Annotated in this window: 17 protein-coding genes and 1 pseudogene; 12 read left to right on the forward strand and 6 right to left on the reverse strand. The window is 73.2% G+C overall.

Annotation, left to right across the window (positions count from 1 at the left end):
- Positions 1–82: 82 nt before the first annotated feature.
- Positions 83–916: a helix-turn-helix transcriptional regulator gene (locus AB0B55_RS01755; protein WP_357169464.1), complete on the reverse strand. Its 834-nt coding sequence runs from the start codon at positions 914–916 to the stop codon at positions 83–85.
- Between the two features lie 314 nt (positions 917–1,230).
- Here AB0B55_RS01755 and AB0B55_RS01760 point away from each other — a divergent pair, with 314 nt between their 5' ends.
- Positions 1,231–2,829 (forward strand): DHA2 family efflux MFS transporter permease subunit, encoded by a 1,599-nt coding sequence (locus tag AB0B55_RS01760; protein WP_357117531.1) that lies wholly within the window; start codon positions 1,231–1,233, stop codon positions 2,827–2,829.
- 62 nt (positions 2,830–2,891) lie between these two features.
- Here the strand turns inward: AB0B55_RS01760 and AB0B55_RS01765 are convergent, their stop codons facing one another.
- The 3 genes from AB0B55_RS01765 to AB0B55_RS01775 form a co-directional block, all read right to left on the reverse strand.
- The gene (locus AB0B55_RS01765; RefSeq protein ID WP_355049857.1) at positions 2,892–3,344 is read right to left on the reverse strand and encodes a DUF5709 domain-containing protein; all 453 of its coding nucleotides are present in this window, start codon (positions 3,342–3,344) and stop codon (positions 2,892–2,894) included.
- Between the two features lie 112 nt (positions 3,345–3,456).
- On the reverse strand, positions 3,457–4,341 hold the full coding sequence (locus AB0B55_RS01770; RefSeq protein ID WP_357117535.1) for an alpha/beta hydrolase: 885 nt from the start codon (positions 4,339–4,341) through the stop codon (positions 3,457–3,459).
- 114 nt (positions 4,342–4,455) lie between these two features.
- Positions 4,456–5,379, reverse strand: a complete 924-nt coding sequence (locus tag AB0B55_RS01775) for a sigma-70 family RNA polymerase sigma factor (protein ID WP_357169467.1) — start codon at positions 5,377–5,379, stop codon at positions 4,456–4,458.
- A 177-nt stretch (positions 5,380–5,556) separates the two neighbouring features.
- Between AB0B55_RS01775 and AB0B55_RS01780 the strand changes: the two genes are divergently transcribed.
- On the forward strand, positions 5,557–6,300 hold the full coding sequence (locus tag AB0B55_RS01780; RefSeq protein ID WP_357169470.1) for a DUF2071 domain-containing protein: 744 nt from the start codon (positions 5,557–5,559) through the stop codon (positions 6,298–6,300).
- A 22-nt stretch (positions 6,301–6,322) separates the two neighbouring features.
- Here the strand turns inward: AB0B55_RS01780 and AB0B55_RS01785 are convergent, their stop codons facing one another.
- Positions 6,323–7,300 carry an aldo/keto reductase gene (locus tag AB0B55_RS01785; RefSeq protein ID WP_357117544.1) on the reverse strand — a complete coding sequence of 326 codons (978 nt, stop codon included), beginning with the start codon at positions 7,298–7,300 and terminating at the stop codon, positions 6,323–6,325.
- Positions 7,301–7,436: 136 nt separating this feature from the next.
- On the opposite strand from AB0B55_RS01785, the pseudogene AB0B55_RS01790 reads away from it, so the two are divergent.
- The 10 genes and pseudogenes from AB0B55_RS01790 to AB0B55_RS01835 form a co-directional block, all read left to right on the forward strand.
- Positions 7,437–7,535, forward strand: a pseudogene (locus AB0B55_RS01790) (GNAT family N-acetyltransferase); the annotation flags it as partial.
- 85 nt (positions 7,536–7,620) lie between these two features.
- The gene (locus AB0B55_RS01795; protein WP_357117547.1) at positions 7,621–7,782 is read left to right on the forward strand and encodes a hypothetical protein; all 162 of its coding nucleotides are present in this window, start codon (positions 7,621–7,623) and stop codon (positions 7,780–7,782) included.
- Positions 7,783–7,954: 172 nt separating this feature from the next.
- Complete coding sequence (locus AB0B55_RS01800; RefSeq protein ID WP_357169473.1) at positions 7,955–8,848, forward strand: dihydrofolate reductase family protein; 894 nt, start codon at positions 7,955–7,957, stop codon at positions 8,846–8,848.
- Entirely contained in the window at positions 8,845–9,612 is a 768-nt protein-coding gene (locus AB0B55_RS01805; protein WP_357169476.1) for a hypothetical protein, read from the forward strand. The genes AB0B55_RS01800 and AB0B55_RS01805 overlap by 4 nt, the downstream gene beginning before the upstream one ends.
- Positions 9,613–9,713: 101 nt before the next feature.
- On the forward strand, positions 9,714–11,114 hold the full coding sequence (locus AB0B55_RS01810) for a cellulase family glycosylhydrolase (RefSeq protein ID WP_357169479.1): 1,401 nt from the start codon (positions 9,714–9,716) through the stop codon (positions 11,112–11,114).
- A 276-nt stretch (positions 11,115–11,390) separates the two neighbouring features.
- Positions 11,391–14,057, forward strand: a complete 2,667-nt coding sequence (locus AB0B55_RS01815; protein WP_357170550.1) for a carboxylate--amine ligase/circularly permuted type 2 ATP-grasp protein — start codon at positions 11,391–11,393, stop codon at positions 14,055–14,057.
- Between the two features lie 98 nt (positions 14,058–14,155).
- Positions 14,156–15,934 (forward strand): N-acetylglutaminylglutamine amidotransferase, encoded by a 1,779-nt coding sequence (locus tag AB0B55_RS01820; RefSeq protein WP_357169482.1) that lies wholly within the window; start codon positions 14,156–14,158, stop codon positions 15,932–15,934.
- A complete protein-coding gene (locus tag AB0B55_RS01825; RefSeq protein WP_357169485.1) occupies positions 15,935–17,770 on the forward strand; it encodes a prolyl oligopeptidase family serine peptidase in 1,836 nt (611 codons plus the stop codon). It abuts the gene before it with no gap.
- A 17-nt stretch (positions 17,771–17,787) separates the two neighbouring features.
- The gene (locus AB0B55_RS01830; protein WP_357169488.1) at positions 17,788–18,354 is read left to right on the forward strand and encodes a hypothetical protein; all 567 of its coding nucleotides are present in this window, start codon (positions 17,788–17,790) and stop codon (positions 18,352–18,354) included.
- Positions 18,355–18,427: 73 nt separating this feature from the next.
- Complete coding sequence (locus AB0B55_RS01835) at positions 18,428–18,982, forward strand: dihydrofolate reductase family protein (RefSeq protein ID WP_357169491.1); 555 nt, start codon at positions 18,428–18,430, stop codon at positions 18,980–18,982.
- A 9-nt stretch (positions 18,983–18,991) separates the two neighbouring features.
- On the opposite strand, the gene AB0B55_RS01840 is transcribed toward AB0B55_RS01835, so the two are convergent.
- Complete coding sequence (locus tag AB0B55_RS01840) at positions 18,992–22,033, reverse strand: BTAD domain-containing putative transcriptional regulator (RefSeq protein WP_357169494.1); 3,042 nt, start codon at positions 22,031–22,033, stop codon at positions 18,992–18,994.
- Positions 22,034–22,094 lie beyond the last annotated feature (61 nt).

A 22,094-nucleotide genomic window follows, 5' to 3' on the forward strand; every position in this document is an offset into this window, starting at 1 on the left:
GTAAAGTGTGTTAATCATTACAGTCGCAGGCATCGATATCAATGCCTTCACCACAATTGCCCGCCGCCACCGGCGTCGACCCTCAGCCGAGCGGACCGCCGACGACGGAGAGGAGGCGCAACCTGTCGTCGCTCTCCGAGCCGGGCGCGGCCGTGAGGACCAGCAGGGTCTGGGACTGGTCCGGATCCACCAGCGTCTGGCAGTGCAACTCCAACGCGCCGACCTCCGGGTGCAGGAGGCGCTTCGGTGGGCAGGGACCGCCCGGCACCGGATGCTCCCGCCACAGCTGCGCGAACTCCCCGCTCGTGGCCAGCAGATCGTCGACGATCGCTGCGGCTCGAGAGCCACCGCCATCCCGGGTGTACGCCGCGTGCAGGTGCGCCACGAACAGTCGGCTCAGCACCGGGTGATCCTGCGCCGGATGCCGCTCCCGCGCCGTTGGGTCGGTGAACCAGCGGTGGTGCGCGCTACGCGCCAGACCGGTGTGCCGGGTCTCGTCGCCGAGTAGGGCGACGGCCGGTGCGGTCTGCGCCAGGGTCTCGCCGAGGTGGTTCACCACCAGGGCCGGGGTGTCGTGCAGCCGGTCGAGGATGCGTGTCATCCCGGGGTTGACGTGGTCGGCGCGTACCGCGCGGTGGGGCACGGCGTGCCCGGCGAGCTGGAACAGGTGGTCCCGTTCGGCCAGGGACAGGCGTAGGCCGCGGGCCAGGGCGGCGAGCATCTGCTCGGAGGGGTGCGGCCCGCGCTGCTGCTCCAACCGCGTGTAGTAGTCAGTGGACATACCGCTCAACGCGGCGACTTCCTCGCGCCGCAGCCCACCGGTGCGTCGGCGCGGGCCGCGCGGCAACCCCACGTCCTCGGGGCGCAGCGCCTCGCGTCGGCTGCGCAGGAAGCTGGCGAGGTGGGCGCGGTTCACGGTGACTCCGATCGGGGTGGGCGCCGGCTGGTGGACCGGCACGGTGGGTGCAACAGACGGGCCGGCGCGGGATGTTCCGCGCCGTGCGCTTGCTGCTCGACGCTGCGGGCCACTCCGCCGATTGGCTGCAATCGGACGGCTGATCGGTTTACGCCACACGACCGTCACGAAATCCGGCGGCAGAGCGTCACAGTCCCCGGTTAGTCTGCCTCCGCGCGTCGTCGCCCCGGCACGTCGCGTCCCGCGCCTGGTCGGCGCGGCGATCGCCGCCACCGCCCACCATCGGTCCGGATCAACCGACCTCAGGAGAGTTAGTGACACAGCAATCCGTCGCGACATCGGACAAGCTCGACGCCGCGGTGCTCAAGGTGGCGGGTGTCGTCGTCCTTGGCGCGATCATGTCGATCCTCGACGTGACGGTGGTCAGCGTCGCGCTGCCCACGTTCCAGACCGAGTTCGACGCCTCCTACGCCCGGGTGGCCTGGACGATGACGGGCTACACGCTGGCCCTGGCCACGGTGATCCCGCTCAGCGGGTGGGCGGCCGACCGGTTCGGTACGAAGCGGCTCTACATGGTGGCGCTCGCCCTGTTCACGATCGGGTCGGGGCTCTGCGCCACCGCCGACTCGATCGGCCAGTTGATCGGCTTCCGCGTCCTGCAGGGCCTCGGCGGCGGCATGCTCATGCCGCTCGGCATGACGATCATGACGCGGGCGGCCGGGCCGCACCGGATCGGCCGGTTGATGGCCGTCCTCGGCATCCCGATGCTCCTCGGCCCGATCGGTGGCCCGATCCTCGGTGGCTGGCTGATCGACACGGCGAGCTGGCACTGGATCTTCCTGATCAACCTGCCGATCGGTGTCATCGCCCTGATCTACGCGCAGATGGCGCTCCCGAAGGACGCCCCCGAGCCGTCGGAGTCCTTCGACTTCCTCGGCATGCTGATGCTCTCCCCGGGTCTCGCGCTCTTCCTGTACGGCGTCTCGTCGCTGCCGGAGGCGGGCACGTTCAGCGCGACCAAGGTGTGGGCCCCGATGCTGGTCGGCGGCGCGCTGGTGGTGGCCTTCGTGCTCTACTCCTTCAAGCCCCGGCACCCGCTGCTCGACCTGCGGCTGTTCCGCAACCGCAACCTCACCATCGCGGCGGGCACGCTGTTCGTGTTCATCATCGCGTTCATGGGCGCCGGCCTGCTCTTCCCGAGCTACTTCCTGCAGGTGCGCGGTGAGTCCACGCTGGCCGCCGGCCTGCTGATGGCCCCGCAGGGCATCGGCGCGATGATCACCATGCCGATCGCCGGAACGCTCGCCGACCGGGTACCCATCGGCCGTACCGTCCCGTTCGCGCTCGCCCTGATCGTCGTCGGGTTCTTCGGCTTCACCCAGGTCGACCCGCAGACGTCGTACTGGCTGCTCGGTGGGTCGCTGTTCGTGATGGGCCTGGGCATGGGCGGCACGATGATGCCCATCATGACGTCGGCGCTGCGCACGTTGCAGGCGCAGGAGGTCGCGCGCGGCTCGACGCTCGTCAACATCCTGCAGCAGATCGGCGGCTCGGTCGGCGCCGCCGTGATGTCGGTGATCCTCACCAACGAGCTGAACGGCTCCCGGCCGATCCCCGGCCTGGTCGACGAGAGCAGCGGCAAGCCGGTCACCGAGGCCGGGCTGGCCATCGCCTCCCAGCAACGACCGGAGGTGCTCGCGCAGGTGCCGGTGGACCCCTCGACCCTCGCCTCGATCATCGAGCGCGGTCTCGACTTCGCCGCGAAGTCGTTCGCCCACACGTTCTGGGTGGGGTTCGCGCTCGTGCTGGCCACCTTCATCCCGGCCGCCCTGCTGCCGCGCCGACGTACGCCCGCGCAGCCGCTCGGTGACGAGCAGACCGACCTGCCGAAGACGCCGGTCGTCATCCACTGACCGACGCGCCCGCCGCGCTCGACGCCCGTTGCGGTGTCGAGCGCGGCGGTGTGTGCGGGGTGTCAGCGCAGCGGACCGTCGCCCGGCCCGTTCGGGTCGTCGACCACGTGCACCGCAGCCTCCTCGGCGCTCGCGCCACCCGCGTCGATCCCGGCGTCCCACGCCACCGAGTCGGCCTCGTCGTCCTCGCGGACGCCCTCGTCGTACTCGACGAGACGGCCCGCGCGCGCCTCGGTCTCGTACCCCCGGCGGGTCAGCTCGTCCTCGTCGTCGCCACCCTCGGCGTACGGGTCGACGTCCGGCTCCTCCTGGGCGAGGTACTGATCCAACGACTCGCCCGCCCGCTCCTCGGCGGGGGTGGTGCCGAACCGGTTCGCCGCCGTCCAGTGGTCCGCGGCGACGATGCCGGTGTCGAGGGGGTCGCCGACCCGGTCGTCGTCGAGGGTGTCGGAGGCGTCCAGCACCCCGTCGTCCTCGGCCACGTTCCACTCGTCGACGGAATCCGTCTGGCTCACGGCATCTCTCCTTCGTCACGGCGCAGCGAAGTGCCAAGCCTATGACCGTGCAACACGGCCGGCCCCCGAGGCCTGCCCGCTGTGACGAACCGGCCTCGGGAGGCGGCGGCAATCACCGCTTCAGCAGCTCCACCACGGCCGCGGTGAACTCCTCCGGCTGCTCGATGTGACCGAAATGCCCACTTTGCTCCAGGACGATCAGCCGCGAGTCCTTCAGGCCGGCGTGCAGTTCCTCGGCGTAGCGCGGGCCGCAGATGAAGTCGTGCGCCCCGACGACCACCACGGCCGGAGCGGTGATCTCACCGAGCCGGTCGCGTACGTCGAAGGGAACCGGGTCCTGCGCGCCGGCCGGCGCCGCCCAGGCCCGCAGACCCGCCTGCAACGGGGCGAACTCGGCCTGCCGAGCCCAGAAGTCCGCGAAGTAGACCGGTAGCGCGGCGCCCAGACCGGCGCTCAGCGTCTCGTCGTCGGTGGCGCTGAGGGCCCGTTGGAGAGCGGCCGGGATCTCCGCCGCCTCCGGCCGGTCCGGGTGCCGCTGCGGGTAGGCGGCGAGGTTGGTCATCGCCTCGGCCCAGAAGTCGGCGCCGGTGAGCGGTGAGGTGTCGTACAGGATGAGCCCGGCCACCCGGTCCGGGTGCTCCAGGGCGTAGCGCTGGATGACGAAACCGCCGTACGAGTGCCCGAGCAGGTACACCCGGGGCTCCCCGAGGTGCGCGACGACCGCGTCCAGGAAACGGACATAGGTGTCCATCCGGTAGTCGTCGGCACTGTCGAGTCGTCCCGACGCGCCGGTGCCGACCGGCTCGACGTACACCATCGTGTAGTGCTCTTCGAGGCTCGGCGTCCGCAGGTAGGACCACTCGATGCCGGGGCCGCCCGAGTGCGCCACACAGACCGGGCCGGTGCCGGCGACGTGGTAGACCTGCCGCACCCCGTCGACGGTGAACGAGTGGGCGCCGGGCGCGAGCGCGCCGGTGTCGTGGTGGGTGGAACCCATGAACTGTCTCCCGATTCGTGACCCGTGCGGCGTGTGCCGCGACGGCAACTGGTGGCTGGACACCGACCAGATGCGCGGGTCGTCGGGAAAGTTCGCTCGGCGGGAAAAGTTTTCTCAGAGCCGCGCCGGAACGGGGTGGAACAGCGTGAGCTGACGCACCCGCCCCTCGCGCAGCACCTGCAACCACAGCGCCGCCGGCGGGCAGTGGTCCGGGTTGTCCGGCGGGCTGATCAGGTCGGTCTCCCAGATGAGCACGTCGCCGCTGGCCGCGACGCTGCGCAGCCGTTGTCGTACCCCGGCGTTCAGGTCGCTGGTCATGCCACGCAGCGCCAGCTCGGGCCCGCCGCGTGGCCCACCGGGAACGATCATCTGAGCCTCCGGCCACCAGGTGTCGTGGACCACCTGGTCGAAGTCGCCCCGCATCGCCGTGGCGATCATGTCGACGCCCTCGCGCCACCGCGCGTCGCCGGCCGCGCGGACGTCGGCGTGGGCCGAGGTCGCCGCCGCGCGCAGGCCGCCGGCGAGGGCCCGCCGGGCGTGGCTGAGGCGGCTGCGGACGGTGCCGACCGGCACGCCGCACACGGCCGCGATCTGGTCGTACGAGGAGGCGTCGCTGAAGTAGCGCAGCATGGTGACCAGGCGGTCGGGCTCGGACAACTCGCCGATGGCGTGCCACACCCAGTCGCGCAGCGCGCCGGAGTCCAGGGACTCCTCCGGGGTGGGATCGGTGGCGGGGTGGGCGAACCACTCCGGATCGGCGACCGGCGTCGGACGCGGCGCGCGCAGTGTCATCCGGGCGTTGTTGCGGACGACCGTGCGCAGCCACGGCCCGACAGCTGCCGAGTCACGGATCTCGCCGACGCGCCGCAGCGCCGTCACCATCGCGTCCTGCACGGCGTCCTCGGCATCCGGTCCGTAGCCGAGCAGGCTCATCGCGACCGCCCGCATGCCCGCCTCGTGGCGGGTCAGCAGCACGCCGAGCGCGCCCGCGTCGCCCGCCTGCGCGAGCGTCACCAGTTCGGCGTCACCCAGCGTCATGCCCGGTTCCTCCCCGAAACACCTGTTCTGAACACGTCTGCTCTTCAAGCGTACGGCGGACCGGCGCGAGGACGGTGCGGCCGTTGTCGGCGGCCGGCGGCCACCGGTGTTCCGGGGTCGCCGATCTGCGGCCGGCACGCCGTGTGGCGGTGCGCACGCCTGGGCCAGGATGGGAGCGTGGACATCGAACCGGTCGACGGCGCGCCCCGGCAGGCGTTCCGCTGGGCGCTCCTGCGTCAGCGCTGGGAGGACCTCACCTTCCTGCACTGGGCCGTCGCGCCGGAGGTCGTCGCGCCCCTGCTGCCCGCCGGCACCGCGCCGGACACCATCGGCGGGGTCAGCTACGTCGGGCTGATCGGCTTCCGGATGGTCGGGCTGGGCTTCGGTCGTGGGCCGGGCGTGCCGTACCTCGGCACCTTCGCCGAGACGAACGTCCGGCTCTACTCGGTGGACGACACCGGCCGGCGTGCCGTCGTGTTCCGGTCGCTCGACGCGTCCCGCCTGGTGCCGGTGCTCGTCGCGCGGGCGACGCTGCGTCTGCCGTACCTCTGGTCCTCGATGCGGCTGGACCGCGACGGCGACCGACTCACCTACCGGTGCCGGCGACGCTGGCCCGGTCCGGCGGGCACAGCGAGCCGGATGGAGGTCCGGGTGGGGGAGCGCATCGCCGATCCGACCGGAGTCGAACACTTCCTCACCGCCCGCTGGGGGCTGCACACCCGGGCGTACGGTCGCACGCGGCACCTGCCGAACTGGCATCCCCGCTGGCCGTTGTACCGGGCGGAGCTGCTGCGCCTGGATGACGAGCTGGTCGCCGCGGCGGGCCTGCCGGCGCCGGTCGGGCCGCCGGTCAGCGTGCTCTACTCGCCCGGCGTCGGCGTGCGATTCGGGCCGCCCGTCGGGCTCCGGCGGCCCGGCTGAGTGACACCGGGCCGCCGGTTGGTCAGTACCGTCCGCCCTCGGGGGCGGGCAGGGCGTCCAGGTCGGCGAGTTCCTCCGCGCCGAGCCGCACGTCGCCGGCCGCGCAGTTGTCCACCAGGTAGGTCGGGGTCTTGGTGCCGGGGATCGGGATGACCCGGTCGCCCTGGGCGACGACCCACGCGAGCGCGACCTGCGCGGGGCTGACGCCGGCCCGTTCGGCGACCTCCCGGACCCGGGCGACGATGGCGAGGTTGGCGCGCAGCGCCTCCTGCTGGAAGCGCGGCAGGCCTCGTCGGAAGTCGTCCGCCGGCAGGTCGTCGAACGAGGCGAACCGTCCGGCGAGGAAACCCCGGCCCAGCGGAGAGAACGGCAGGAAGGCGATGCCCTGCTCGACGCAGTACGGCAGCACCTCGGCCAGCGGATCCCGCGTCCACAACGACAGCTCGGACTGCACCGACGCCACCGGATGCACCGCCTGGGCCCGCGCGATCTCGGTCGCCGTCACCTCCGACAGGCCGATCTGTCGCGCCTTGCCCGCCGCGACGACCTCCGCCATCGCGCCCCAGGACTCCTCGATGGGCACCTCGGGGTCGACGCGGTGCAGTTGGTAGAGGTCGACGTGGTCGGTGCCGAGGCGACGCAGGCTGTCGTCGATCGCCGCGCGGATGTGCTCCGGCCGGCCGTTCCTGCCGATCGTGGGTAGTTTGCTGGAACCGTCGGCCGGCGGCGTCGCGACCAGTCCGACCTTCGTCGCCAGGACGGCCCGTTCCCGGTGGCCGTCCGCCAGTGCCCGCCCGACCAGCTCCTCGTTGGTGTACGGCCCGTACACATCGGACGTGTCGATCAGCGTGGCGCCCAGATCCAGCGCCTGCCGGATCACGGAGATCGAAGTGTCGTCGTCGCGAGGGCCGGTGATGTCGTATCCGTGGCTCATGCCCATGCACCCGAGACCGATGACGCCGACCTCGGGCCCCGCACTGCCCAGCGTGGTGGTTCGCATGACCCCTACGCTACGACCGCGGCCTGCCGCCCGGCACGGTGGCGGCGCTCACTACTGTCGCGTGGTGCGCATCCGCGAGTTCGACTGGCCCGACTAGGACCGCGTCGCGGCGCTCTGGAGAGCGGCGGGCCGGGACGTGCTGCCGCGTGCCGAACTGACCGCCAAACTGGCCCGGGACCCGGAGCTGTTCCTGGTCGCCGAGGTGGACCGCGCCGTCGCCGGAGTCGTGCTCGGCACGTACGACGGCCGACGGGGCATGATCCTGCGACTGGCCGTGGACCCGGCGTGTCGCCGCCCGGGGTATCGCCACCACGCTGGTCGTGGAGCTGGAGGAGCGGTTCGCGGCGTTGGGGTGTCCACGGGTGAACCTGCTGGTCCTTCCGCAGGACACGGCGGCGCTGCGGTTCTGGCAGGCGCTGGGCTACCTGCCCCAGCCGGACGTGCTCTGCTCCAAACCGTTGGACGCCGCCACGAGCCGGTGAGCCGCGCCGCCGGCTGACCGCTCGCCGTGGCTGACCGGCGGGCGGTCCCACCTCGACACGGAATTCGGCGGCTGTGTCGAGAACGGCACCGCCTGCTTCGACCACAGGATGAGGGCCGGACACGACCGGTCCCACCGGCGGGCTGACACCGCAGCGACCAAGGAGTGGACCGATGACGAAGGTGACGACCGGGGCGACGATGTCGTTGGACGGCTACATCGCGGACGCCTCCCACGGCGGCTTCGAGCACCTCTTCCAGTGGTACGGCAGCGGTGACGTCGAGACGCCGACCGCCCACCCCGAGATGACGTTCCGGACGTCCGCCGCGAGCGCCCAGCACCTGCGGGACCTCAACCAGCGGACCGGAGCGCTGGTCGTCGGCCGGAGGCTGTTCGACATGACCGGCGGGTGGGGTGGCCGGCACCCGATGGACGTGCCCGTCGTGGTCGTCACGCACACCGTGCCGGAGGGCTGGGCACCGGAGAACGACTCCTTCGTCTTCGTCACCGACGGCGTCGCCAGCGCCATCGACCGCGCGAAGGCGCTCGCCGGTGACAAGGAGGTAGGGGTCAACGGCGGCACCATCGCGGCCCAGGTCGTCGGGGCTGGCCTGCTCGACGAGGTGCACGTCGACCTGGTCCCGGTCGTGCTCGGTGCCGGCGTCCCGTTCTTCGCCGACCTGAAGATCGCACCACTCAGCTCGACGGTCCCTTCCGCGTCGTCGAGGGCGACGGCGTCACGCACCTCGCCTACCGCGTACGGCCGGCGGCCTGACCGCGTCGGGGCCGGCCCGCGCGGGCCGGCCCCGAGGCGCGGCAGCGCGCTGCTCGAGGTGGCGGCGATATCCCGGGCGGTCAGCGGTCGACGCGACCGCGCGGGTGGTGGTCATCGGTCCGGCCTAGAATCGACAGGGCTCACTGTTCCGTGCGGCGTGGGCTGGGGCTACCACGAAGGGCGGTGTGTGGCATGGGGCCGGACGAGCGACGACGGTTGTTCGAGCAGGCGCGGGAGCGCTCGACGCGACAGGAGACGTGGGCGGAAGCCGACCGGCTCTGGAGCCGGGTGATCGAGGCGTACCGGGAGGCCGTGCGGGGGCCGGGCCGGGCCGCGCGGGAGGACCAGCAGCAGTTGGCCCGGGCGCTGTGGCGACACAGCATGCTGCTGTCCGCGCGGGGCCGGGCCGCCGACGCGATGGCGCCCGGCGGTGAGGCGGTCGTCGTCTTCGAGCGGGTGTACGACGCCGTGGCGGCCGAGTTTGCGAGCGTGCTCGCCACGCCCCGGGACGAGGCCCTGGCTGAACTGATCACCGCGCTCGTCGATCTGGCCGAGGTCTCGTTCGCCGCTGGTCAGCCCGCCACCCGACGGGACCTGTTGGAGCGTGCCGTGACGACGGGTCTGACCTCCGCCGGGTCGCCCCCGTCCGCCGGGCCGCGGACCCGGGAGGCGATGGGGACGGCCTACCACAACCAGGCGGTCGCGCTGCTGCATCGGCACCTCACCCGGCCGTCGCCGACCGAGGGCGCCCAGGAGGCGGCGCTGGCGGCGTCGCGGGCCTGTGAGCTGCGACAGGGTCTGCTGGACATGGCGCGTCCACTGTCGTTCTGGGAGATGGCCAACACCTACGGGGTGTACGCCCAGTGTCTGGTCCTGATCGGTGACCTGGACCGGGCGGCCATCGTGCTGTCGATGGGCAACCGGTTCGTCGAGACGCTGGGCCCGGCCGCCGCCGAGCCGGCCCAGAAGTTGCGGGTCGCGGCCGAGATGTTGGCCCGGGAGAAGGGTGGGTCGCGGGGCGGGGCCGGTTCACGTCGCTGGGGCCGGCGGCGCTGAGCCGACTGACCCGGCTTGCATGGAATCGTCGGCCATCGATATTGTGCGCGAAGGCGCCGCCCCGCCGCAGACCATCACCGTCGATCCGAAGCGGGTTCCGCATGCGCACACTGAGACTTGTCACGTCGCTGGCCGTCGCCGGCCTGCTCGCCGGCGCGGTGGCGACGATCGCCACGCCGGCCAGCGCGGCGACAGCCGCGTTCTCCGTGACCAACAGCTGGGGCAGTGGCTATCAGGGCCAGGTCACGGTCACCAACGACACCTCCGCGCCGATCAGCGGCTGGCGGGTCGAGTTCGACCTACCGGCCGGGTCGCGCATCAGCCAGTCGTGGAACGCCCAGCAGGTGACCGCCGGCAGCCACTACACCTTCAGCAACGTGTCGTGGAACGGCACCCTGGGCGCTGGCGCGTCGACGTCGTTCGGCTTCCTCGTCGACGGCACCGGCACCCCGGTGAACTGCACCATCAACGGCAACGGCGTCTCCTGCTCCGGCGGAACGCCGCCCACCACGCCACCGCCGACCACTCCGCCACCCACGACCCCACCGCCCACCACCCCACCGCCCACCACCCCGCCGCCCACCACCCCGCCGCCGACCGCCGGTACGCCGGTCGAGCGGTACGGGCAGCTCCGGGTCTGCGGCACGACGATGTGCGACAGGTCCGGCGCGCGGGTGCAGCTGCGCGGCGTCAGCAGCATGTGGCTCAACTGGGAGACCGCTCCCTACGCCGAGAACCTGTCCGCGCTGCGCTGGATGCGGGACAACTGGAACCTCCAGGTGATCCGCGCGGCGATGGGCGTCGAGCCGGCCGGGGCGTACCTGAGCGATCCGGGCAGGGCGCGGGCGCAGGTGGAGACCATCATCAACAACGCCGTCAGCGCCGGGGTCTACGTGATCGTCGACTGGCACGCCCACGAGGCGCAGAACAACCAGTCCCAGGCGGTGGCGTTCTTCGGTGACCTGGCACGCCGCTACGGCCACCTGCCCAACGTCATCTGGGAGACGTGGAACGAGCCGTTGCAGTTCAGCTGGACCGGCGTCATCAAGCCGTACCACCAGGCGGTCGTCTCCGCGATCCGCGCCGCCGACCCGGACAACATCGTGGTGCTCGGCACGCCGACGTGGTCGCAGGACGTGGACGCCGCGGCGGCCAGCCCGCTCTCCGGCACCAACCTCATGTACACATTGCACTTCTACTCCTGCACCCACGGCGCGTCGCTGCGCGCCAAGGGCGACGCGGCGATCCGGGCCGGTCTGGCGCTGTTCGTCACCGAGTGGGGGGCCAGCAACGCCGACGGCGGCCTCGACGGTCGCGCCTGCCTGCCGGAGGCGCAGTCCTGGATCGACTGGATGAGGGCGAACGGCATCTCCTGGACCGCCTGGAAGCTCGACGTCGGCACCGACACCACCAACCTGCTCAGCCCCGGCGCGCCGGTGACCGGCGGATGGAACAACTACCTGCACGGTCACGCGCCGTTCGTGGTGGCCAACATGAGGTGACCTCGCCGCGCGCTTGATCGACTCCAGATCGCCGATGTCGGGGTATCCGAGCCAGTGGGATGCCCCGACATCGGCGATCACGTGTCGATCACCCACCCGCGGCCTTCGCCGGGGCGGCACCTGAGGCTTGCGGCTCGGTGTCCGAAGGTGATCAGAGGACCGGTGACCACGAGGCGGAACAGCGCGTCACCTTAACGTGCCGGAAACACCCTCGGTACCAAGCCTGGGAACGCTCGTCGGACAGTCGAGACCACCGACACGCGAACCGGGGTGACCATGGTCGACAACACCACGAACGCGGCAACGTTCGACGGGCCGGTGGGCCGGTCCGGCAACGGACGAGCCGTGCCCGCGTCCCGTCCGGCTCCGGCCCCACCGGGTCACGACGACCCGGCGGACCTCGCCACCCTCGGCGTGGAGGAGGAGTTCCACGTCGTCGACCTGCACACCCGGGAGCTGGTGCCCCGGGCCGGCGAACTGCTCGACCGGCTGCCGGCCACGTCGTTCACCGCCGAACTGCACCGCAGCGTGGTGGAGACCAACACCGCCGTCTGCCGCACCCTGGACGAGATCCGCGCCGAGCTGACCCGGCTGCGGCAGTCGGCGATCCAGGTCGCCGACCGGGCCGGGCTGGGCATCGTGGCGGCCGGTACGGTGCCGCTGCGCGCCGACGGCGACCCGAGCGTCACCCCCACCTCGCGGTACCGGCGGATGGTCGACGAGTACCAGTTGCTCGCCCGCGAGCAGTTGATCTGCGGCGCGCAGGTGCACGTGGGCGTCTCCGACCGGGACCTGGCGGTGCCCGTCACCCGTCGCGTCCAGCCGTGGCTGCCGGTGCTGCTCGCCCTCTCTACCAGCTCGCCGTACTGGATGGGCCAGGACAGCGGCTACGCCAGCGTCCGCTCGCTGGTCTGGCAGCGCTGGCCCACGGCCGGCGACCCGGGCGAGGTGACCAGCGCGGCCGACCACGAGGCCCTGGTCGCCGAGCTGATCTCGTCCGAGACCATCACCGACCCCGCCATGATCTACTTCGACGTCCGGCCGTCGGCGCACGTGCCCACCGTCGAGCTGCGCATCACCGACGCCAACGCCGACGTCGAGACGATCGTCCTGCTCACCGGCCTGTTCCGGGCGCTCGTGCGGCGGGAGGTGGCCGCCCTGCGCGCCGGTGTCGAGCGCACCGCCGTCCGGCCGCCGGTGCTGCGCGCCGCCGTGTGGCGGGCCGCCCGCTCCGGCCTCGAAGGCGACCTGCTCGACCTGCCCCGCTCGGCGCGGCCGGTGCCCGCCGCCGAGGCGGTCCGCCGCCTCGTGGCCGACCTGCGCCCCCAGTTGGAGGCGACCGGCGACTGGGAGCAGGTCCGCGAGCTGACCCGGTACGCCCTCGACCGGGGCAGTTCCGCCGCCCGACAGCGACGGGCCTACGAGCGGCGGGGCCGGCTGGCCGACGTGGTCGACCTGCTGCTCGACGAGACCCGGGGTCGGGTGCGCGCCCCCCTGCCCGGTGCGACGCCCCCGCCCGCGCTGTCCACGTACGCGGACGCCGGCGACGAGGTCTTCGGCCCGGCCGGGCCGACACCCGCGTACCGTCCGCTGCTCACCGCCCTGCGCGCCCTCGGGGCCGTCGGCCTGCGCCACCGCGAGCACGACCGGGACGAGGAGCAACGCGCCCGGGGCGTGACCTTCAGCGTGGCCGGCGAGGCCAGCACCCGCCTCTTCCCGGTGGACCTGGTGCCCCGGGTGGTGCCCGCCGACGACTGGCGGACGCTGCGCGCCGGCCTGGTGCAGCGCGCCCGCGCGCTCGACGCGTTCCTGCGCGACGTCTACGCCGACCGGGCGGTGGTGGCCGACGGTGTCGTACCGGCCTGGGTGGTGGAGTCCTCGCCGGGGCTGCGCCCGACCGGCGCGCTCATGGGCCGACACGGCACGCGCGCCCAGGTGTCCGGAACTGATCTCGTGCGCGACCCCGACGGCGGCTGGTACGTACTGGAGGACAACCTGCGGGTGCCCTCGGGCATCGGCTACGCCGTGCAGAACCGCCGGCTCACCCAGGCGGTGCTGCCCGAGCTGCCGGTGCCCGCCGACCTGCTGCCCGCCGACGAGACGCCGGCGATGCTGCGCCGGGCGCTGGTCGCCGCCGCGCCGGCCGCCGCCGACGACCCCGCCGTGGTGGTGCTCAGCAGCGGCCCGGGTGACCCGGCCTGGTTCGAGCACCGGCTGCTCGCCGACGAGATGGGCGTGCCGCTGACCGAGAGCGGTGACCTGCTGGTCCAGGACGGCCGGGTGCACATGGTCACCGAGGGCCACCGCAGCCCGGTGGACGTGATCTACCTGCGGATGGACGAGGAGGCCCTGCTGCACGCCCCGGGCGCGGACGGGGTGCCGCTGGGCTGGCCGCTGCTCGCGGCGGTGCACGCCGGGCGGCTCACGCTGGCCAACGCGCTCGGCAACGGCGTCGGGGACGACAAGGCGCTGTACGCGTACGTGCCCCGGCTGATCGAGTACTACCTCGGGGAGAAGGCGCTGCTCGGCGACGTGCCGACGTACCTGTGCGGGGTGCCCGAGCAGCGCGCCGAGGTGCTGGGCCGGCTCGGCGAGCTGGTGCTCAAGCCGGTCGACGGGTACGGCGGCGACCGGGTGGTGATCGGCCCGCGCGCCGAGGCCGAGGAGCTGGACGCTGTCCGGGAGCAGATCCTCGCCGCCCCACACCGGTGGATCGCCCAGGAGATGGTCACGCTCACCACCCACCCGGTCTTCGACGGTACGGCGCTCGCGCCTCGCCACGTTGACCTGCGGGCCTTCGTGTTCCTCGGCGAGACTGCGGAGGTGGCGCCGGTGGCCCTGACCCGGGTCGCGCCGGCCGGCAGCATGATCGTCAACTCGTCGCGGGGAGGTGGGTCGAAGGACACCTGGCTGCTCGGCGGAGCCGGAGAGCCCTCGGTGTAACCCACGCTTGATGCGGATGTCATCGGGACGCAACCGGGCCCACCAAGCCTGGACCGGTCAGCGGCCCGAGCGGACCGAGCCGATGAGAGGTGTGTGCCATGTGCGGTATCGGAGGCGAGTTCCGCCTCGACGGGGCGTCACCGGACCTGGCGGCCCTGGAGCGGATGCTCCCCGTCCTGTCGTCCCGCGGCCCGGACGGTGAGGGGCGGTGGCAGCACGGTCCGGCGGCGCTGGTGCACCGCCGGCTGCGCATCATCGACCTGTCCGACACCGGCGCCCAGCCGATGGTCGACGCGGAGCTGGGCCTCGCCCTGGTCTTCAACGGCTGCATCTACAACTACCGGGAGCTGCGCGACGAGCTGACCGCCGCCGGCTACTCCTTCCGGTCCACCTCGGACACCGAGGTGATCCTCAAGGCGTACCACCGGTGGGGGACCGCGTGCGTCGAGCGGCTGTTCGGGATGTTCGCGTTCGCCCTGGTCGAGCTGGCCACGCACACCCTCGTGCTGGCCCGCGACCGGCTCGGCATCAAACCCCTCTACCTGGCCGAGACGCCGGGCCGCATCCGCTTCGCGTCGACGCTGCCGGCGCTGCTCGCCGCCGGTGACGTGGACACCGACCTGGACCCGGTGGCGCTGCACCACTACATGAGCTTCCACTCGGTGGTGCCGCCGCCGCGCACCATCCTGGCCGGCGTCCGCAAACTCCCGCCCGCCACCGTACGGGTGGTCACCGCCGACGGCCGCAGCACCGACACCGTCTACTGGCAGCCCGAGTTCAACCGCGCCGCCGCGCCAGCCATGTCCGCCGAGGAGTGGCAGGAACGGATCATGGCGGCGCTGCGGACCGCCGTACGGCGGCGGATGGTCGCCGACGTGCCGGTCGGCGTGCTGCTCTCCGGGGGGCTCGACTCCAGCCTGATCGTCGCCCTGCTCGCCGAACAGGGCCAGACCGGGCTGGCCACCTTCAGCATCGGCTTCGAGGCGGCGGCGGGGGAGACCGGCGACGAGTTCCACTACTCCGACCTGATCGCCCGCCACTTCGACACCGACCACCAGCAGATCCGCATCGACGCCGCCCGCTTCGTGCCGGCCGTGCACGACGCCATCGCCGCGATGAGCGAGCCGATGGTCAGCCACGACTGCGTGGCGTTCCACCTGCTCTCCGAGGAGGTCTCGAAGCGGATCACCGTGGTCCAGTCGGGCCAGGGCGCGGACGAGATCTTCGCCGGTTACGACTGGTATCCGCCGATGGCCAACGTCTCCCGCGAGGACGCCGTCGAGGCGTACGCCCGGGTGTTCTTCGATCGTCGCCACGACGCGCTGGCCGGCCACCTGGCGCCCGAGTGGATGCTCGACCACGACGCGAGCCTGGAGTTCGTCACCGCCCACTTCGGCGCGCCGGGCGCGGACACCGCGCTCGACGCGGCGCTGCGCCAGGACAGCCTGGTGATGCTTGTCGACGACCCGGTCAAGCGGGTCGACAACATGACGATGGCGTGGGGGCTGGAGGCCCGCGTGCCGTTCCTCGACCACGAGGTCGTCGAGCTGGCCGCCGCCTGCCCACCGGCGCTCAAGCTGGCCCTGGGCGGCAAGGGCGTGCTGAAGGCCGCGAGCCGGGGCATCGTCCCCGACGAGGTGATCGACCGGCCCAAGGGCTACTTCCCGGTGCCGGCGATCCGGCACCTCTCCGGCCCGCTGCTGGACGACGTCCGGGACGCGCTGACCGCGCGCCCGGCGCGCGAGCGTGCCCTGTTCCGCAAGGACTACCTGGAGGAATTGCTGGACACGCCGAACGCCCAGCGGACCACGTTGGGTTCCAACGCGCTCTGGCAGCTCGGGCTGCTTGAGCTCTGGTTGCAGCGGATCGGGGTTTAGATGAGCGTACGGACCGAGGCGCCGCACCGGACCCGCCCCGCGCGGCACCGGCCGGCGGTGACCCCGCCTCCCGGCGAGGATTTCGCGCCCGCGCCGTCGCCGGACGGCCGGCGGGTGGCGTACGTGTCCGACCGGGCGGGCACCCCGGCCGTCTGGGTCCGGGACGTGGACGCCGTCGAGGCCGTCGCGCTGCCCGGTGGCGACGAGCCGGTCCTCTCGGTGAGCTGGTCCTCGGACGGGCAGTGGCTGGCCTGCGTCGTCGCGCCCGGCGGCGCGCCCCGCACCGAGCTGTGGGTGCTGCGCCCGGACGGTACGGGACTCCGCCAGGTCGCCGGCTTCGGCCGCCGCAGCGCGAGCCTGTCCCGGTGGCTGCCCGGCGGCGCGCTGATGGCGGTCACCGAGAGCGCCGAGCGGAGCGCCGCCGTACTCGTCGACGCCGAGACCGGGCACCGGCGGGTGCTCGCCGAGGACGACCTGCTCACCCTCCTGGACGTCACCGACGACGGCGGGTCCGCCCTGCTGCGGCGTGGCCCCCGTAACGCCCGCTGGCTGGAACTGCTCAACGTGACCACCGGCGACCGGGTACGCCTGCTGCCGGACACCGGCCGGGGCAGCACCGACCAGGGCTGGTTCGGCCCCGACGGGACGAGCGTGCTGGCGCGTACCGACGCGTTCTCGGAGCTGGCGGCGCTGGTGCGCGTCGACCTCGCGCGACCGACGTCGGCCCCGACGCGCGTCGCGGCGCGGCCGGACGCGGAGCTGGAGCACGTCGCGCTCGACACCCGGCGGGAGCGGGCCGCGCTGCTGTGGAACACCTACGGCGGGCGCAGCGAGCTGAGCCTGTTCGACCTGACCAGCGGCGTCCAACGGGCGGTGACCGCCCCCGGCGAGGTGCTCGGCGACGCGGTCTTCGCGGCCGGCGGTGACCTGCTCTGCCTCACCGCGCAGGGACCGGTGCAGCCCCGTGAGGTGTGGCTGGTCGACCCGGCGACGGGCGATCCGCGCGCGCTGCGGCCGGACACCGACGCCGCGCGTACGGGTGGCCCGGGTGTCGCGCCGCAGTTGGTCGACCTGCGTGCCCACGACGGGTTGCCGCTGTCCGGTTGGCTCTACCGCCCGGCCGGTCCGGGCCCCTGGCCGACGGCGATCAGCCTGCACGGCGGCCCGGAGGCGCAGGAGCGTCCCGGCTACAACCCGCTGTTCCAGGCCCTGGTGGCGCAGGGCGTCGCGGTGTTCGCGCCGAACGTGCGCGGCTCGTCCGGCTTCGGCCGTTCCTTCGTCACCGCCGACAACCTCGCCGGCCGGTACGGCGCCATCGCCGACGTGGCGGCGTGCGCCGAGCACCTCGTCGACAGCGGTGTCGCGATCCCGGGCCACCTGGGCTGCCTGGGCCGCTCCTACGGCGGCTACCTGGTACTCGCGGTGCTGGTGAACTTCCCCGGCCTGTTCGCCGCGGGTGTGGCCGAGTGCGGCATCTCCGACTTCCGCACCTTCTACGCCGGCACCGAGCCGTGGATCGCCGCCGCCGCCGTCAGCAAGTACGGCGATCCGGCGCGCGACGCGGAGCTGCTGCGCGACCTGTCGCCGATGACCCGTATCGACCAGCTCGACGTGCCGGTGCTGCTCATCCACGGCGCGAACGACACCAACGTGCCGGCCGGGGAGTCGGCGCAGGTGGCGCGGGCGCTCGCCGCCCGGGACGTGCCGCACGGGCACCTCGTGCTCGCGGGTGAGGGGCACGACTTCCTGGCCCGCGACAACGCCGAGGCGGCGCGTACGGCCACCACCTCCTGGCTGAACCGGCACCTCGCCACGACGGTGATCACCCTCGGCTGAGGCGTTATCCTGCGCCGGTGGACGTCACGGCGCAGGGTGAGCGGCTGGCCGCCGACCTGGGCCGGTCCCTCGCCGAGCTGACCTTCGTCGACCTGGACACGGACGAGGTCACGGCGCGGGTGATCGACGCGGTGGTGCGGTGGGCCAGCGCGCAGGGCTGGCGGGTCTACCGGCGGGCGCCCAGCGTGCTGCCGTTGCCGCCGCCGATGCAGCAGCGGCACTCGGTCCTCGACGTGGCGTGCGCCCGCCCGGACGGGCCGCCGGTGGTGGTGGAGGTCGACCACACCGACCGGGCCCGGACGGTCCAGAAGCTGACCGCGGAGGCGGACGCCGGGCGCATCCCCATCTGGGTGCGCTGGGGCGTCGGCCGGTTCACCGTCCCGCCACCACCGGTGGCGATGGTGACCGTCGAGGTCACCCGACGCCCCGGGCCGGCCGGGCGTGGACGCCTGCACAGCCGCGTCGACGACCGGCCCGCGCCGGAGCATTCTGCCGGCGGCGGCACGGCAGCCACGCAGGCGCTGCCGATCCCGCTGGTCGAGCCGCTGGTCGACCCGCTTTCGGACCCTGGCAAGGGCACCTGAAGCGAATCGTAAGCGGGGCCGGGCAGTGTCCTGGGTGTCACCGGAGAACACGACCGACACCCAGGAGATACCGATGCGCAAGCTCGTCAACTCGACCTACATCACCCTCGACGGCGTCATCGAGAACCCGATGTGGACCGCGCCGTACTTCGACGAGGAGGCCAGGGGCCTCGCCGGCGAGCTGACCGACGCCGCCGACGCGATGCTGATGGGCCGGGCCACCTACGACGGCATGTCCGTCGCCTGGCCGCAGCAGGACGAGAGCGACCCGACCACCGGCGCGGCCTACTTCAACAACGTCAAGAAGTACGTCGCCTCGACCACCCTCACCGACCCCACCTGGAACAACACGGAGGTGCTCCAGGGCGACCTGGTCGAGGCGGTCCGCACGCTCAAGGCCCAGGACGGCAGGAACATCATCCAGTACGGCTTCGGCTCGGTCACCGCCCAGCTCGTCGACGCGGGCCTGGTGGACGAGGTCCGCTTCTGGATCCACCCCGTGTTGCAGGGCGCGTCCAGCGTGACGACGCCGCTGAACGACTTCACGGCGTCGTTCGACCTGGTCGACACCCGGGTGCACAAGAGCGGCGTGATCGTCGCGACGTACCGGCCGAAGAGCGCCGCCTGACCGTCGCCTTCAGAGCTGGGCCCGGGCCTCGTCCGGGCTCAGCTTCGTGCCCTCGTCGACGAGCGCGTCGAAGCGGTCCGGCCCGAGGGCGGCCCGGACCCGCGCGGTCACCCGGTCGACCTCGTCGCGTTCGGCCGGCGCGCACGGCGACCGGGTGGCCAGGCGGGCGGCCGTCGCCGCGCCGAGCAGCCGGGCCGCGACCTCCGGCACGCGTACCGCCGACGCCATCCCCTCCAGCGCGAAGATCGCGTCCCGGGGCGCGGCCATCGCCTCGGCGGCCTCGAACGCCTCGACGTGCAGGGCCAGCGCGGCGTCCGGGTCGCCACCCTGCTCGATCGCGTGCCCCAGCTCGACCAGGACCGGTGGCAGGTACAGCGCGGTCTGCGCCTCCGCGCGCCCCCGCTCGGCGAGGTTGCCGAGGTGGGTGACGGCCAGGTCGAGCTTGCCGTCGCGGCGGGCGGCCAACCCGAGGCTCAGCTCCGCGAAGACCAGCGCGCCCGGGGCGTCCTGCTGCACCGCCAGGTGGTACGCTCGTTCGGCCAGCTCCCGGGCCTGCGAATAGTCCCGGGTCTGCACGGCCAACCAGGCCAGCCAGGACAGCTCGGTGCACACCTGCGGCCACAGCCGTAACTCCTCGGCCCAGCGCAGCCCCTCGGTGTGCAGCGCGGCGGCGCGTTCGTGCTCGCCGCGCATCTCGGCGAGCCCGCCCACCCACTCGGTAGCCTGGAGCCGGCCCCACCGGTCGCCGGTCTCGGCGAAGAGCGTCGCGCTGCGGGTCGCCGTCCGTTCCAGGGTCGCCTGGTCGCCCGCGACGTGCGCGATCTTGGCTTGCGAGGCGAGCACGGCCGCCTCGGTCCACGTGTCGACGTCTGCCGGCATCAGCTCCACGGCCAGTGCCAGGTCACTGTGCTCGATCAGCGCGTTCGCCGCGAACCACGCGCCCCGGCCGCCGGGGTCGCCGGTAACCGCCGCCCGGACGTCGGCCGGCGCGACCGCCGCGCCCCGCAGCAGCGCGAACCCGACCCGCCAGGGGGCCGCTCTGCGCTCCTGTTCCGGGTCGCCGCTGACGGCCAGGGCCCGACACGCCTCGGTGAGCCGGCCGCGCAGATACCAGTACCAGCTCAGCGCGACCGCCAGTCGCAACCCGCCCCCGTGGGTCAGCGCGGCGCGCAGGTTCGCCGTCTCGGCGTCCAGCAGCGCCAGCCATCGCCGCTGCTCGGGCCCGCGCAACTCCGGGTCGGCCCGCTCGGCCAGCTCGGTGTAGTAGCCGGCGTGCCGCGTCCGGACCTCGTCGGCGTCGTCCAAACGCTCCAGGCAGAACGCGGCGACCGATTCGAGCAGCCGGTACCGCGGCCCGTCCGGTGCGTCGTCCAACACCACCAGCGACCGGTCCACCAGCCGGGCGAGGGCGTCCAGGTCGGTGCGGCAGACCAGCTCGGCGGCCTCCGGCGTGCAGCCGTCGCGGAACACCGCGAGCCGGGCGAGCACCTGCCGGTCGGTCTCGTCGAGCAGGTCCCAACTCCAACCGATCACCGCGGTCAGCGTCCGCTGGCGCGGCGGCACGTCGCGTTGCGGGGTGCTGAGCAGCCGGAACCGGTCGTCGAGGCGTTCCACCACGCCCTGCACGCCAAGGGCGCGCACCCGGGTCGCGGCCAGTTCCAGGGCCAGCGGCAGACCGTCCAGACGACGGCAGAGCTGGGCGACGGCCGGCGCGGTGCGCTCGTCGAGGCGGAAACCGCGCTGCTGGGCGGCGGCGCGGGCGGCGAACAACCGGGCCGCCGGCGAGCGCCGGACCGCGTCCGGGTCACCGTCCGACGGCGGCAACGACAACGGGGGTACGTCCCAGAGCAGTTCGCCGGTCAGACCGAGGGGCTCCCGGCTGGTGGCGAGCACGTGCACGCCGGGCGCGTCACGCAGCAGCCGGGCGACCAGCGCGGCGACCGGCTCGACGACGTGTTCGCAGTTGTCCAGCACCAGCAGCAGGTGCCGTTGGCGCAGCGCCGTGACGAGCCGGTCGGTGGGGGACAGGCTGGCGCCGGCGGCCTCGCGAACGTCCAGCGCGCCGAGCACCTGCTCGGCGACGCCCGGGTCGCCCGCCGGCAGCGGCGCCAGCTCGACCAGCAGCACGCCGTCCGGCGGAGACTGGGTACGGGCGGCCTCGGTGGCCAGCCGGGTCTTGCCGACACCACCCGGCCCGACCAGCGTGACCAGGCGCTGCCCGGGCAACAGGGCACGCAGCTCGGTCAACGCCTCGGCCCGGCCGACCAGCTCGTCGAGCTGCGCCGGCAGGCTGTTGCGGATGATCGCGGCCTTCGGCGGCGCGCTCAGACCGGCGTCCTGTTCGAGGATGCGGCGGTGCAGGGCGACCAGTTCGGGGCTCGGGTCGAGGCCCAGCTCGTCGGCGAGCCGGTCCCGCAGCTCGGCGTAGCTGTCCAGCGCCTCGGACTGGCGACCGGCCGCGTACAGCGCGCGGAGCTGCACCGCCCGCAGCCCCTCGTGCAGGGGATTGCGGGCCACCAGCTCGGCCAGGTCGGCGGCGGCCAGGTCGTGCTCGCCCCGGGCCACCCGCGCCTCGGCCAACCGCTCGTGCACGGCGAGACGCTGCTCGGCGAGTCGGGTCGCCTCGGCGCGGACGAACTCAGCGTCGGCCACGTCGGCGTACGCCTCGCCCCGCCACAGCGCCAGCGCCTCGGTCAGCCGGCCGACGTCGGTGTGCCGGGCCAGTTCGGCGAACCGGTCAGCGTCGACCGTCCCGGCCCGCAACAGGTAGCCGGGGGCGCGGGACTCGACCAGGTCGCGGGCACCCGGCTCGGCGTCGTTGAGCGCCTTTCGTAGCTGCGACACCCGCACCTGGAGCGCCCCGGTGGGGTTGGCGGGGGAGTCGTCACCCCACAGGTCGTCGATGAGCCGGTCGGCGGAGACGACCTGGTTGCGGTTGGTGAGCAGGTCGGCCAGGAGGACGCGGACCTTGGCGCCGGGCACCACCACCGGCTCGCCGGCGTCCGTGGTGACGGCGAGCGGCCCGAGCACCCCGAACTGCACGGCGGTCATCTTATGGCCTGTATCGACGTCCCCGGTCGGACCGAAGGGTTCGGCACAGTTCCGAACGCCG

This window comes from Micromonospora sp. NPDC049107 (assembly GCF_040648595.1).
Classification (GTDB): Bacteria; Actinomycetota; Actinomycetes; order Mycobacteriales; family Micromonosporaceae; genus Micromonospora.

Bases quoted from the DNA above. Each gene is read 5' to 3' on its own strand.
- AB0B55_RS01770 (WP_357117535.1), bottom strand. From the start codon at position 4,341: ATGGGTTCCACCCACCACGACACCGGCGCGCTCGCGCCCGGCGCCCAC.
- AB0B55_RS01775 (WP_357169467.1), bottom strand. From the start codon at position 5,379: ATGACGCTGGGTGACGCCGAACTGGTGACGCTCGCGCAGGCGGGCGAC.
- AB0B55_RS01785 (WP_357117544.1), bottom strand. From the start codon at position 7,300: ATGCGAACCACCACGCTGGGCAGTGCGGGGCCCGAGGTCGGCGTCATC.
- AB0B55_RS01800 (WP_357169473.1), top strand. From the start codon at position 7,955: ATGACGAAGGTGACGACCGGGGCGACGATGTCGTTGGACGGCTACATC.
- AB0B55_RS01810 (WP_357169479.1), top strand. From the start codon at position 9,714: ATGCGCACACTGAGACTTGTCACGTCGCTGGCCGTCGCCGGCCTGCTC.
- AB0B55_RS01815 (WP_357170550.1), top strand. From the start codon at position 11,391: ATGGTCGACAACACCACGAACGCGGCAACGTTCGACGGGCCGGTGGGC.
- AB0B55_RS01820 (WP_357169482.1), top strand. From the start codon at position 14,156: ATGTGCGGTATCGGAGGCGAGTTCCGCCTCGACGGGGCGTCACCGGAC.
- AB0B55_RS01825 (WP_357169485.1), top strand. From the start codon at position 15,935: ATGAGCGTACGGACCGAGGCGCCGCACCGGACCCGCCCCGCGCGGCAC.
- AB0B55_RS01835 (WP_357169491.1), top strand. From the start codon at position 18,428: ATGCGCAAGCTCGTCAACTCGACCTACATCACCCTCGACGGCGTCATC.
- AB0B55_RS01840 (WP_357169494.1), bottom strand. From the start codon at position 22,033: ATGACCGCCGTGCAGTTCGGGGTGCTCGGGCCGCTCGCCGTCACCACG.